Below are 12,390 nucleotides of genomic sequence, written 5' to 3' on the forward strand. Positions count from 1 at the left end.
TTAGAGTTCATGGAAGTTCCATGAATTAATTTACGATATATTTATTATGTAAACTGATATGAGGGAGAAGCGGGCCATGACTATAGGTACCGCTTCTTGAAAGTATTAACGGATCACTATATGGATTTCATCCGTATCGGAAGTTTTCGCATCATTCATCAATACAAGTGTCGTTTGGAGAAGATAAGTGGTTTCCGAATCATCCAAATCAAGGACTTCGGGAAGAATGAAGTGGAAGGGGTACTCACTTTCTTCTTTGGGATCAAGTTCCCGATTCATTAAAACCGTCGTCACCGGCTGTAAGAGGCTTGGTTTTTCTCCTGCTCTTTTTTTCATCAAGTCACATTCGAGCCGCTGGATGATCTGCTGATTCAACCCGCCGATCAAATGGAAAGATCCGGTCACTTTTTCTCCGGGTGCATATTCTGTCTTAGATAGAACCAAGTCGACCTTGGGCAGGCCTGGTCCGAACCAGTTGAATAGCTTTGCTAACATCGTCAAAGCCTCCTCATCTCCATGTTCAAGGCTGTTGGTAACCACCAAATCTTGAACTCTATCATTTCCATTTATAGTTGTATCATATTCGAGCGTGTACATCCCGTCAATCATTTTTCGAAAATTCAGCAACCGACCATAAATCGCTTCTATAGAGGTTAATCTTGGAAAAAATCTATGGTAAAGTAAAAACATCATCAACGGGGGGACTTCTATGGACGGCATCATGAATGTACTCAGTTACATCCTTTCCAATAAAAAGGCGCTTATTTATACGACATTCATTCAAGAAGAGTATTATAAAGCAGCTTCGAAATTATCTGCAGAAGGCGTGGAGTATAGGGTCGCTACCTTAAGTAATACGCCATCCGTCGGTTCGCCTGCCCACAGGTATGATTACAATGTAGAATTCAAATTTTATGTAAGGAAAGTCGATCGCCATAAAGCGGAGGAAGCGATCCATAGATAGGAGAGAAGTAGAATGGCAAAAAAATACTGGTCTGGTATTTTATTTTTCATCAGTGGTGTGATCCTTTATGGTTTTACATTGGTGGGTGCGGTTATTTACTTGTCCTTTATCGAGGGCTGGAACAATCCGCCGGGTATGTATTGGAGTGCAGTGCTGCAGGGTGGCCTCATGTTTCCGATGATTCTCAGTTGGATTCTCATGGTGCTAGGCATCCTCTTCATGTTTTCGAAAGAGTTGAAGGTGGCGTACAAACGATTGAGCAATTAAAAAAAGCCGGGATTGGTTCCCGGCCTGCTTTTATTTGAAAATGCCGAACGGTTTCCCGACAGGCAGGGTGACTTTACCGAAATGGACATTCAAGACACTTGCGGCTGAACCGTAAAAGCTCATGATCGCAATCATCAGTTCAGCTACCGCTGCTAGCATATGCGTCGCGTGCGGGGCAATTCCGAGCGTAGATAAGGAAAGGCCGATGAACAAGAAGTCGATCAAAACAAAAATGATGAACAGCACTTTGTGGGTTTCCATTGCGCCGACCGTCATGAATATGGAAAAGATCAGATAACCGATGTAAGCGATGCCCAGTTGATGCGGGTCGACCGCCTGTGCCGCTGCTTCTCCGAAGACTCCAAAGTCGATGAGCCAGGACGTTCCTACACCGAACCAGAAGAGTCCGAAAGCGGCAAACGCTGTTGTTCCGAAGGTGTTGTTATGCTTCGCATCCTGAATGGCTGCGAACAGCTGGGCAAGCCCTCCGAGGAAAATCGCCCATGGAAGAACGAAAGATACTCCATCTGTCCATCCAAGCTTGGCTGAAGATGCCACAAGTGTAACCATTGCAAGTCCAAAAAGTCCGATCGCGGAAGGGTCTGCCGTTGTCATTTGTACCCGTTGCGTCGTTGTTGATTGATTCATAGATGATCCCTCCTAAAAAACATACTTGTCTAATTTACATAAAAAATAGAGGGCATGCAATGAGTTTTTTCATGTAAGCGAAACTTTCATAGATTCCAAGCGAATGAGAGGAAGTGGAAGATGTTCCAGCATGTCATTACAAATGAAAAAGAGCTTCGAGCGATCACGGGTGATCCCAGTGAACTTGTAGAAAACAAGGTGATTCATCACTTGGATGAAAACTGCAAACAGTTCATCAGACAATCGCCTTTTTTGACGATGGCAACGTCAGATGCGAAAGGGAAATGTGATGTGTCCCCACGCGGAGATGGAAAAGGTTTCGTTCACATACTGAATGAAAGTACCCTGATCATTCCAGAGAGGCCTGGAAATAAGTGGGTGGATTCGATGAAGAATCTGTTAGCCAATCCTCATGCCGGTTTGATCTTTTTCATACCAGGGCTCGGGGAGACGTTGAGGGTTAATGGGAAAGCGTGCATCATTGCCGATAAGAATCTCCTTGAAAAAATGGCGCATAAGGGAAAAGTTCCTTCCCTAGGAATCGCTGTCGAAGTCGAGGAATGCTTCATCCATTGTGCCAAAGCCTTCAAGCGTTCAGGGTTATGGGATCCTGGAACATGGCTTGCAAAAGAAGAACGTCCATCCGCTGCGAAAATGCTCGCGGAGCACGCCAAACTCCCGGACCTGGATGAGGAAGCGGTCACCGAGCGTTTGAAGGAAAGTTATACAAAACGACTTTACTGAGAGGTGTGGGGAACATGGATTTTCAAGAATTGGGAACAGATCGCCTAATGCTTGTTCAAATTACGGACGAGTATATAGACCGCTACTATGCCATCATGTCAAAGGATGAGGTCACCAAGTATTATGGAATGCCTTCCCTCACAGAAAGGGAACAGGCGGAAAACATCGTCCGTTCGTTCCGGGACAATTTTGCAGTAAAAAAGAGCATGCGTTGGGGCATCATCTGGAAAGAGACCGATGCATTCATCGGAACCGTAGGACTGAACAATTGGAGTCCTTATAGCCGAAAGGCGGAGGTCGGTTATGAACTCGATCCCGCGTTCTGGAGGAAAGGGATCACTTCAGAAGCTGTATCGGCTGTCGTCGACTATGCGTTTCGTGGGTTGGGTCTATACAGGCTGGGGGCGGTGACTTTTCCTCAAAATGAAGCTTCTTCAGGGCTGTTGAGGAGACTGGGGTTCCAAGAGGAAGGGGTATTGCGAGGGTATCTTTTCCATCATGATCAAAATCATGATGCGCTCATGTTTTCCCTCTTGAGGCATGAGTACTTGAAGGAAGAATACTGATGGAAATCAATCGTTTCCTCCTCATGTTCTCAACGACGGTGATGCTCATTTTTGGAGGCGTTTTCTTCCTCCGTTACCTTCGCATCGGAGAATATCTAGTCGCTCATCTGCTGAGCGCAGTCACAGGTTTGCTCATCTTTATCCTCGCTCTCCTATGGAGGCAGAAGTACAAAGAAAGGTGATTTTTACATATGTGGAAGTTTCTTTTTTGGCTATTAGGCATTGGTCTCGTCTTTGGTGGGGGTTATATCGTTGGGATCATCACATCGGATGACCCCTCGTATCAAATCAGTATCCAGGAAGAAGGGGGAGAGGGTCAGCCACCGAATGGAGCCGTTCTCTCTGATGTCGACCACCCTGCGAAATTGGATTCCCTGCTTGGCATTCTCTTGCATAAACAACCCGCTGAAGGGGTTTCGGTAAATATAAATGAACCCGATGCTTTTCTTAAACTGATGAGCCCGCAAAGGTCGATCGGATTGACCGCTCACAGGATATGGTTCACGGATGACGGGGCGGTCCTGGCGGAAGAGCGCAACGGCACATGGCAGGATGCCGTCTTTTTCACGATTTCAGAAAGGGATGCATCGTATATACAATCCATCATGGAGGGGGAGGCAGAATAGCGTGGAAATGGAAAAACTTCGCGGTCCGATCTATTTTCTCGGCATCTGTATCCTGTTTGCGGGATGTGCCGCTTCGAGTGGCAATGTCAGCCCAACAATCCACCAACAGGATTATTCTTATGAACTGGAAGGAATACAACAGGAACTTCAGATGCTGAGGCAGGAAGTCGGGGAATTGAACGAACAGCGCGCTGATGAAGAGTCAACTGAACGGACAGGTACGAAGCGAACCTATTAAACATGGAGGAATCGGACATGAAGCATGAATTCAAGCGTTATTTCTGGAAGCGGTTCTGGTTGATTTTTGTTCCTCTTTATCTCATGGCCATTGGAAATGAAAGTTACATTGTCTCGAATTCTTTTTCCCAACTAGAGGATTATGGCTCCTTTTTGTATTTCTTAGTTTTCTATTTTATCGGTTATGGAGCGATTACAGCCGGAATCCTTCACCTTTTGTGGCGGGGCGGCAGGAGAATAGGAGCCTTGAATCGTGAAGAGAAAATTAGAGAGTAGATTTTTTCAACTATTTACGGGTGAGGGGATGGCCCTCGCCTTATTTTTTCTGATGTATATTTTCATGTTAGAGCGAATAGCTGTCTTGGAAGCCTTCCTTTTTACTCCTTTGTCTTTATTCTGCTTTTTTCTCCTGGAATGGATCTTGCTTCAAGGAACGGTTTACTGGTACCTGAAATGGAAACGGGTCTCTCGTAAGAAAAAGACGGCCCTCCATGATTCGCAATATGGCAGGTTTGCGAAGTTGAAAAAGATCAACCTTATCCTCCTATGCATGGCTGCCGGGATGTGGGTGATTCAATGGCTGTTTGCAGATACAGGGAACTGGTGGGCCTTGTTCCTGCTTGTATTTGCGCTCGGTGAGCACATCAACTATTATCACATTCGTTTGTCCTACCAAACCCCTGCTGAATGGAGAGATTGGAAAAGGCGTGGTTGGCAAAAATCTGTACTTGCACGTGAGTTGGGTGCGAATAGAAGGTGGAAGCAGAACGATTAGTCCAGGTGACTACCGATACATCATTTTCAAAGTGAATGAAGAGAGGAGGAGAAGCTTTGCATTTTCCGCTAATCGAAACAGAGCGTCTTCATCTGGTGAACGTAAGCCAGAAGCATACCAATTTCATTTTCAAACATTTCGGGAACAGCAAAGTCTGTGAGTATCTGTATGATGAAGAAGACTTGGAGAATTATGACCAAGCTCTTGCCTTAGTGGAATGGTTCTCAAATCCCGAAGAAAAAGGGTACAACCGCTGGGTGATGGAAAGCAAAGAATTAGGGGGCGTTCCTATTGGGACATGCGGATTCCATTTATGGGACCGCCAGAACCGCATAGCAGAAATCGGCTATGATCTCTATCCTGACTATTGGGGAAGAGGACTGATGAAAGAAGCTTTGGTGGCCTGCATCAACAGCGGTTTTCAACACATGGGACTGAACCGGATCCACGCTTATGTAGCAGTGGAGAACCAACGTTCATCCGCTTTGCTTAAACGATTAGGTTTCACGTGTGAGGGCGTATTCCGCGATAAACACTACTATCAAGGCAGCTATTATGACCATTATATTTTTTCTCTGCTTCGTAGAGAGTGGTAGGGAGACCCAGTAGTTGAGAGGGAACATAGAGGAAGGGGTGAATATGAAAACTTCACCCTTTACAAAAACGATATCCTGTTATAAGATGTAATTCGTAATCGTTACTATTTGTTTGAGGGAGCTTCGTTCTATACAAAGGAGCGTCCTATTTTTTTACTCATTTTTAAATCGTAATCATTACTAATATAGGAAGGTGTGAAGATATGGCTAAAAAGTCAAAAGTAGCAAAAGAAAAGAAAACCCAAGCTATGGTTCAAAAATATGCGGCATTGCGCAAAGAGTTGAAAGAAAAAGGCGACTACGAAGCATTAAGAAAATTACCCAGAGATTCCTCCCCCACACGTCTGACCGGCCGCTGTGAAGTCACAGGAAGACCTCGAGGTTACATGCGGAAATTCAAAATGTCCCGCATCGCCTTCCGAGACTACGCCCACAAAGGCCAGATCCCCGGCGTGAAAAAATCAAGTTGGTAATTCTAAGTGTGGAGACACCCCGGTAGATGCGACAAGCATAAGGGTTTCAGCGGAGTGAAGTGGACTTTCTTCACGCAACTGAAACACTTATGACCTCGAGGGGCTAGGCCTCGGAGCTGGCCGGAGAGAAAGTGTGGAGACACCCTGGTAGATGCAACAAGCATAAGCAAAATTACGTCGTGGCGGTCTTTGCCACAGAGTGAGATTGCTTATGTCTCGAGCATCTGGGTGTCGGAACCGGATAATATACAAAAGCGCAGAGGCCTTGTTCAGCCCCAACAAGTATAAGAGGCAAAGTGGAGTGGTTTCTTCCCTCCGCGGCCCTACATAAAAAGAAAGAGGAGGTGGCTCGTTGTATAAATGGGTCATCATCGGTGGAGGAATCCAAGGCTGTACGGTTGCCTCCTACCTTTTACATTCAAAAAAAGCAGACACCGCGAGCTTGAAAGTGATCGACCCGTATGAGGAACCTCTACACAGATGGAAAACGCTCACCAAACGTGTAGGAATGAAATATCTGCGTTCCACTTCCGTTCATCATTTGGATCCTGACCCTCATGGCCTGAGGAAATTCAGCAAAAAAGAGGAGTATGCTCAACCCTATATTGGCCGGTATGACCGTCCAAGGCTTGATTTGTTCAACGATTACCATGAATCTCTTTTCCAGCGTTATGAATGGAACGATATTTGGATGCAGGCGACGGTCACGGGCTTGGAGAAGAACCCGGATGGTTGGGAAATCAATACAGGTGGACGTACCATTTCAGCTGAGCGGGTTGTCCTCGCCCTCGGTGTCAATGACCGCCCTCATCTGCCAGAATGGTCAGCTCCAGATGATGAGCGAATGGGTCATTTGTTTTCTTCTCAAGAAGCTAAGGGAAGTGGATCTTTGGTCATTGTCGGTGGTGGTATATCTGCCGCTCACTTGGCAAACACGTATGCGGTGGATGGAGAAAGGGAAGTGACGCTTCTGAAGAGACACCCTTTCAGGATCAAAGATTTTGATAGTGATCCCGGATGGTTGGGACCGAAATATATGAATGGTTTTCAAAAAGTGACGTGTTATGAAAAGCGACGGGAAATGATCAAAGCTGCCCGTCACCGGGGCTCCATTACGAGCGGACTTTCCGTCAAGCTGAAGCGCCATGAGCGTCAGGGAAGATTGAAAATCATTACTGACCTTGTGGAAGCGGCATCGTACGATAAGGATCACATCCATCTTCAGTTGAAAGATAACGAAGGAATAAAGGCGGAGACGGTACTGCTTGCTACAGGTGCTGAAAATTGTATTCCAGGGGCGGAGTGGCTTGAGGGTGTCATTCATTCCTACGAACTTCCAACAGCTCCCTGTGGTTTTCCTGTTGTGGACAGTCACCTGGAGTGGGGGCCTGGTTTGTATGTAACAGGAGCGCTTGCGGAACTTGAAATCGGCCCTTCTGCGAGAAATATTGCTGGAGCGAGAAGAGCAGCGGAGAGAATTGCTGCCATTTAGGAGGAGAACATATGAATGGAAAAATATCAGTCACCGTGTTGAGTGGATACTTAGGTTCCGGAAAGACTACACTACTCAATCACCTTCTTCATAATAAAGAAGACCGGAAAATCGCAGTGATCGTCAATGATATGAGTGAAGTGAACATCGATGCAACCATGGTCAAACAAGGAGGTTTCTCGCGAACGGAGGAGAAACTTGTGGAGCTTCAAAACGGTTGTATTTGCTGCACTTTAAGAGAAGACCTGATCAAAGAGGTCAAGAAACTAGCTGAGATGGATATCGATCATATCGTCATCGAATCGACGGGTATTTCTGAACCGATCCCCGTCGCTCAGAGCTTCACGTATATCGATGAGGAGCTTGGCATCAATCTCGGAGAAACATGCCGCCTGGATACAATGGTGACGGTCGTGGATGCCCATCGCTTTTGGGACGATTACGCATCGGGAGAATCGTTACTCGACAGAGAAGAAGCTGCAGATGAAACGGATGCGAGGGAAGTCATCGACCTGTTGATCGATCAGATCGAGTTCGCCAATGTATTGGTATTAAATAAAATTGATCTCGTGGCTGAAATCGATCGAAAAGAACTGAAGGCTGTTCTTCAACAACTGAACCCGGAAGCAAAAATCATCGAAACATCGTTCAGTGAGGTTCCACTGCAAGAGGTGTTGGACACGTCCCTGTTCGACTTTGAGAAAGCGAGCCAAGGAGCAGGCTGGATCAAAGAACTGAACCATGACCATGTCCCGGAAACAGAGGAGTATGGGATTGGCTCCTTTGTCTATCGTAGAAAAAGACCTTTTCACCCGGAACGTTTCATGCACTGGCTGGAAAACTGGCCCCCGGGCATCGTCCGGTCGAAAGGTTTCTTCTGGCTGGCGACAAGGAACGATGACGCCGGACTCCTCTCCCAAGCGGGATCTTCCTTAATGATCCAGGGGGCAGGGAATTGGATCGCCACGTTTCCTGCAGAGGAGAGGGCAGAGCTGCTTGAAGAAGATCCGGCGCTTAAGGAAACATGGGATGCCCGCTACGGGGACCGCCAGACGGAACTTGTGTTCATTGGGATTGATATGGATCGTGAAGATATCATCCAAACCCTGGATCGTTGCTTGTTGACAGAGGAAGAGATGGACAGGAACTGGTCTGGTTTTCATGATCCGTTGCCAGCGTTTTCGACACACGAATAGGGACCATAAAAAAAGTAGGGACTCTTGAATGAGGGTCCCTACTTTTTACATACAGCGACACCTAAAGGATAATAGACCCCTTCACGTGGAGGCTCAATGGTGACGCCGCGCTGGTTAAAGATTTCTTTTTCAGAAAAGCCTTCGAACAATGCCTCGAATTCCTCCGGTGTCAATTGAAAATAATGAAAAGGTTGCCCGGATCCATAATCCCTTCCTTCGCCGAATGGAGTGGAAAGAACAAGGGTGCCGCCTGGCTTTAATAAATCGTACATACGCTCCACGAATAACCGGTCATCTTTGACATGCTCGATCGTTTCAAAACTGAGGATCGTATCAAAGGTCCCGATTTCCTGGGGCAGCGACGCATCCATCGCATCTCCTTGCTTAAAAGTGAGCAAAGGATGATAGTAGTTATGAACCGCATATTGTAATGTTTCCTCACAAATATCCATGCCTATGATTTCATCGATCTTCTCTTTTGTTTCTTTAGCGATTTTGAGACTTCCGTAGCCGGTGCCACATGCGAGATCCAGTACCCTTCCTCTTACATAAGGGGTGGAAAACACGTACCGTGCGATGTGTTCGAGCAGCATGTTGTTCATCGGGGCCATTTTTTTCGGTATGACCCTCTCACCCGTGTCTTCTAACATATCCAGTTCACCGCTTTATCTGATTTTTCTTACTTTTGGACAGTATAACATAGTCTGTTTTCGAGGATGGATCATTGCCAGGACATTCATAGAAAAAGGGTAGCGCTAGGAAGCGCTGCCCTTGGTTTGCTGCTGAATTTTAAGATGACGAACCGTCTCCAACAAATCCCCTGCACAAGCCCTGCCGAAAGGACCGGTCTGTTTTTGTTGATAAAGCAACTCTCCATCATGATTGATCAGAAAAAAAGCAGGCTCCCCGAAAGCCCCCATCCCTTCTTCAGAAGCTGATCGGTGATGAATAAAAACTCCGAATGCTTCAATGATGGAAAGGAACTCATCGGCTAAGAGAGGAAACGTGAAGTTTTCTTTGTCTGCCAAATGCTTTAATTCTGAAGTGTTTTCTGCGGCAATCGCCATAACCGTCACGTACTCATTTGTGAATTTTTCGAGATGGTCCTCCATCTGTCTCAAAGCCCGTACGCAAGCGGGTGACCATGATCCTCGGAAGAAAACGATCAAATGCCAGCAATTCCTATGGCTTTGCTGATGGTCCTCTAATAAAAACTGTTCGCCGGTGGCGGTGGGCAAAATAAAGTTGGGAACCAGGTCCCCAAGCCTCAACTCAGGCACAGCTGCTCCTCCTTTCCTGAACGTACTCTTCAAGATAATCCGTAAGCTTGTTGTTTGTGACTGTCTATTCATCGAACGCTTTAATTATAAAACTTACGAATCATTTGAAACGGCCTTTTACTATAGATTAACCAAATTTTAAGATAATTATAATTATTATACGGTTGCCTATGAAACTTTTACTATTTTCAGTCGTATACACAGGTAGATGGGAAATAGGAAAGAGGGATACGGGATGAACATAGAAAGAGAATTGTATGAGGAAGCAAATGCGCTGGTCGAACATAGATATCCAAGCGGTTGGGGTGGAGCGGCAGCCGTACGGTTAGAAGATGGAACAATCGTGACCAGTGTCGCCCCAGACGTGATCAATGATGCCGTAAATCTTTGCATGGAAACAGGGGCGATCCTTGAAGCTCACAAACGGAACTTGAAGGTTACGCATTCCCTGTGCATAGCCCGTGATGATGAACGTTCTTCATTTAAAGTGTTGTCACCTTGCGGGGTTTGTCAGGAACGGTTGTTTTACTGGGGAGATGGTGTGAAAGTCGCTGTCACCCATGATGGTGATGGGCTCCGGTTTATGACACTTGCTCAAGTGCAGCCGTATCACTGGTCCAGAGCGTATGAGGGAGAAGAATGAATCTTCAGATCCGTGATCAAGATCTTCAGGTGTTAAAGAGCTGGACAGGTGAATCGATTCAAGGGTTGCAGTCTGACTTTTTCCACATGTATCTGGATGATTTCAAGAATCAAAGTTTCACCACCAGTGAAACGCTGGTGTTAATGAATACACCGAACAGGTACCTCGTTTTCGAAATTGAATCCGATTTGGCTCCTGATTTTGAGGATATTTGGCAAATAATCATAAATGAAAAGCAGACACCGGGCCCCCTTCCCTATGAGAGGTGTTCAGGTTCTGCGCAAGCGACGCGTTCTTCGGGGCTGTCTGTATTTAGTGATATTGAAAGTATCATAATCTATCAAAAGTTTATAGAATCGTTTTACTTCGACTATGCCTTAGTCTTCACAATGAAAAATGGTGAACGGTTTTGCATGGCTGGTGATACTTTCAGATTTTGGATCAGTTTCAACCAGGAGCGTATTGAAGAGAAGCTTGCCGGCTGTTCGGTTCGTTTGAAATATGAAGCATAAGATTCTTATTTTCAACGATTTTGAAAACTAGATTTCCTTCGATGGTATCTTTCCTATGGAGAATGGAGCGGGATGAATGAATGGCATAAGGAAGCATATCCTGCCATCGATGAAGTATGGCGCGCTGTCTCTGATTGTGTTCTTTTGTGTAAATCTTATCGGTACTTTGGCAGCCGTGATCTGGACCGACCTCGTTTTTGATTATTCGCTTACTTTCTTTGATCAGCCCATGTATCATTTTGCTGTAAAAGAAACAGGTTTCCAGTTAAGCGGCTCTTTTGTTTTACTGGCAGGGATCTTTGCTTTTGGTCTTTTCGTTTATTTCTTCAAGCAGAAATTTGCAAAGTAGGGGAGGCATGCTCTTTGGGAATGTTGATTTCTTTAGTGATTATTGGAATTCTCATAGGGTTGGGCTTCAGGTTCGGTTTATTGTCAGTGAATAGAATGAAAGGTGGGTTCAAAGGATTGATCGCCCCCGACTCCTCGTCCATCACTTGCCATCATTGCGGGAAAAGGCTGAAAAGGGGAAGGGGCCAGACGGTCTGCCCCAACTGTTATCGACCCTTGTAAACTTGTCCTTTGTTTACAAGGGGAAATTTATTAGCAGGTTTCCCTCTTATATTAGCGCTTTTCCGAGTTTTATTAGCAACTTTTAAACATTTATTAGCGACTTTTCGATTTATATTAGCAACTTCTGGACTTCATCAGGTAAAAGCTGTCAATGAGCGAATGAAGCCCTCTTATACGAATCGAAAATACATGGAAGGAGGAGGAATGAGTTTTCCTGTGAGAATATCGTAATAGTTCAAGAAAGTCCTTATCAGTAAAAAGTAAATCTTAAATCCTAGTAATTTTGGCAAAACATGACTATAAACCCATGCCAGTATTTTCAAATTCTTCCATGCATGGTACGCTTTTAGTAACAATACAACGGAGAGCACGGTCAGAGTGTGCTCGAATTCGCAGAAAGGTGAGACATCGTGAAGAAATTACTTCTCGTTCTTTTACTCTTAGTCGTGGGTTGCAGTGTAGCAGGGAAAGACGTCAATGCATTCAAAGGTCATGTGACAGAAGTTAAAGTCGGCGGTTTGGAAGTCGATTGCTCATCAGCAGTGAAAGATGGAGAGGGGACGGACACGGAAGAAGGGTGGCCTTGCCTCGTACTCGTTCCTCATGATACCCCTGTCCATACCAATGATGGCGAGAACATAGAAATGGACGCGTTCAGAGAGCAGGCGAGAGAGGAGAAACTTCTCAAAATACGAGTGCAACTCGTCGAAAGTACAGAAATCACGGAAGATCCAGAAAGCAGGAAAGTGACAGCAGAGGAAATCACGGTCCTTGAATAGCGTTCATACATATAGATGAGGT

21 protein-coding genes are annotated in these 12,390 nt (G+C 45.6%); 17 read left to right on the forward strand and 4 right to left on the reverse strand.

Features of this window, described 5'->3' with window-relative positions; all coding sequences use genetic code 11:
• Positions 1–105: 105 nt before the first annotated feature.
• The gene (locus GLV98_RS01820; RefSeq protein ID WP_160911514.1) at positions 106–495 is read right to left on the reverse strand and encodes a sporulation protein; all 390 of its coding nucleotides are present in this window, start codon (positions 493–495) and stop codon (positions 106–108) included.
• A gap of 214 nt (positions 496–709) precedes the next feature.
• Here GLV98_RS01820 and GLV98_RS01825 point away from each other — a divergent pair, with 214 nt between their 5' ends.
• Both GLV98_RS01825 and GLV98_RS01830 read left to right on the forward strand, forming a co-directional pair.
• Complete coding sequence (locus GLV98_RS01825; RefSeq protein ID WP_160911516.1) at positions 710–964, forward strand: hypothetical protein; 255 nt, start codon at positions 710–712, stop codon at positions 962–964.
• Positions 965–976: 12 nt separating this feature from the next.
• Entirely contained in the window at positions 977–1,231 is a 255-nt protein-coding gene (locus GLV98_RS01830; protein ID WP_160911518.1) for a hypothetical protein, read from the forward strand.
• 30 nt (positions 1,232–1,261) lie between these two features.
• Here the strand turns inward: GLV98_RS01830 and GLV98_RS01835 are convergent, their stop codons facing one another.
• Positions 1,262–1,879, reverse strand: a complete 618-nt coding sequence (locus GLV98_RS01835; protein WP_160911520.1) for an acetate uptake transporter — start codon at positions 1,877–1,879, stop codon at positions 1,262–1,264.
• Between the two features lie 120 nt (positions 1,880–1,999).
• On the opposite strand from GLV98_RS01835, the gene GLV98_RS01840 reads away from it, so the two are divergent.
• From GLV98_RS01840 to GLV98_RS01890, 11 genes are all read left to right on the forward strand, one after another.
• Complete coding sequence (locus tag GLV98_RS01840) at positions 2,000–2,623, forward strand: pyridoxamine 5'-phosphate oxidase family protein (protein WP_160911522.1); 624 nt, start codon at positions 2,000–2,002, stop codon at positions 2,621–2,623.
• A gap of 14 nt (positions 2,624–2,637) precedes the next feature.
• Positions 2,638–3,189 carry a GNAT family N-acetyltransferase gene (locus tag GLV98_RS01845; protein ID WP_160911524.1) on the forward strand — a complete coding sequence of 184 codons (552 nt, stop codon included), beginning with the start codon at positions 2,638–2,640 and terminating at the stop codon, positions 3,187–3,189.
• Positions 3,189–3,371, forward strand: a complete 183-nt coding sequence (locus GLV98_RS01850; protein ID WP_160911526.1) for a hypothetical protein — start codon at positions 3,189–3,191, stop codon at positions 3,369–3,371. Before GLV98_RS01845 ends, GLV98_RS01850 begins: the two co-directional genes overlap by 1 nt.
• Positions 3,372–3,380: 9 nt before the next feature.
• Positions 3,381–3,815, forward strand: a complete 435-nt coding sequence (locus GLV98_RS01855; protein WP_160911528.1) for a hypothetical protein — start codon at positions 3,381–3,383, stop codon at positions 3,813–3,815.
• Between the two features lies 1 nt (position 3,816).
• Positions 3,817–4,053 (forward strand): hypothetical protein, encoded by a 237-nt coding sequence (locus tag GLV98_RS01860; RefSeq protein ID WP_160911530.1) that lies wholly within the window; start codon positions 3,817–3,819, stop codon positions 4,051–4,053.
• A gap of 17 nt (positions 4,054–4,070) precedes the next feature.
• Complete coding sequence (locus tag GLV98_RS01865; protein WP_160911532.1) at positions 4,071–4,328, forward strand: hypothetical protein; 258 nt, start codon at positions 4,071–4,073, stop codon at positions 4,326–4,328.
• Positions 4,306–4,827, forward strand: a complete 522-nt coding sequence (locus tag GLV98_RS01870; protein ID WP_160911534.1) for a hypothetical protein — start codon at positions 4,306–4,308, stop codon at positions 4,825–4,827. Before GLV98_RS01865 ends, GLV98_RS01870 begins: the two co-directional genes overlap by 23 nt.
• Positions 4,828–4,883: 56 nt before the next feature.
• Positions 4,884–5,423 (forward strand): GNAT family N-acetyltransferase, encoded by a 540-nt coding sequence (locus GLV98_RS01875; RefSeq protein ID WP_237417017.1) that lies wholly within the window; start codon positions 4,884–4,886, stop codon positions 5,421–5,423.
• Positions 5,424–5,626: 203 nt separating this feature from the next.
• Entirely contained in the window at positions 5,627–5,896 is a 270-nt protein-coding gene (gene rpsN / locus GLV98_RS01880) for a 30S ribosomal protein S14 (RefSeq protein WP_160911538.1), read from the forward strand.
• Positions 5,897–6,248: 352 nt separating this feature from the next.
• Entirely contained in the window at positions 6,249–7,388 is a 1,140-nt protein-coding gene (locus tag GLV98_RS01885) for an FAD/NAD(P)-binding protein (protein WP_160911540.1), read from the forward strand.
• A gap of 11 nt (positions 7,389–7,399) precedes the next feature.
• Positions 7,400–8,584 carry a GTP-binding protein gene (locus GLV98_RS01890; protein WP_160911542.1) on the forward strand — a complete coding sequence of 395 codons (1,185 nt, stop codon included), beginning with the start codon at positions 7,400–7,402 and terminating at the stop codon, positions 8,582–8,584.
• Between the two features lie 38 nt (positions 8,585–8,622).
• Here GLV98_RS01890 and GLV98_RS01895 read toward each other — a convergent pair whose 3' ends face one another.
• Complete coding sequence (locus GLV98_RS01895; RefSeq protein ID WP_160911544.1) at positions 8,623–9,234, reverse strand: class I SAM-dependent methyltransferase; 612 nt, start codon at positions 9,232–9,234, stop codon at positions 8,623–8,625.
• 105 nt (positions 9,235–9,339) lie between these two features.
• Positions 9,340–9,864, reverse strand: coding sequence for a redoxin domain-containing protein (locus GLV98_RS01900; protein ID WP_160911546.1), 525 nt, complete (start codon positions 9,862–9,864; stop codon positions 9,340–9,342).
• A gap of 235 nt (positions 9,865–10,099) precedes the next feature.
• Between GLV98_RS01900 and GLV98_RS01905 the strand changes: the two genes are divergently transcribed.
• From GLV98_RS01905 to GLV98_RS01920, 4 genes are all read left to right on the forward strand, one after another.
• Positions 10,100–10,507: a cytidine deaminase gene (locus GLV98_RS01905; RefSeq protein ID WP_160911548.1), complete on the forward strand. Its 408-nt coding sequence runs from the start codon at positions 10,100–10,102 to the stop codon at positions 10,505–10,507.
• Positions 10,504–11,019 (forward strand): hypothetical protein, encoded by a 516-nt coding sequence (locus GLV98_RS01910; protein WP_160911550.1) that lies wholly within the window; start codon positions 10,504–10,506, stop codon positions 11,017–11,019. Before GLV98_RS01905 ends, GLV98_RS01910 begins: the two co-directional genes overlap by 4 nt.
• A gap of 76 nt (positions 11,020–11,095) precedes the next feature.
• On the forward strand, positions 11,096–11,368 hold the full coding sequence (locus GLV98_RS01915) for a hypothetical protein (RefSeq protein ID WP_160911552.1): 273 nt from the start codon (positions 11,096–11,098) through the stop codon (positions 11,366–11,368).
• Positions 11,369–11,999: 631 nt separating this feature from the next.
• On the forward strand, positions 12,000–12,368 hold the full coding sequence (locus tag GLV98_RS01920) for a hypothetical protein (RefSeq protein WP_160911554.1): 369 nt from the start codon (positions 12,000–12,002) through the stop codon (positions 12,366–12,368).
• Positions 12,369–12,390 lie beyond the last annotated feature (22 nt).

The organism is Halobacillus litoralis (assembly GCF_009856415.1).
GTDB lineage: Bacteria > Bacillota > Bacilli > Bacillales > Halobacillaceae > Halobacillus > Halobacillus litoralis_C.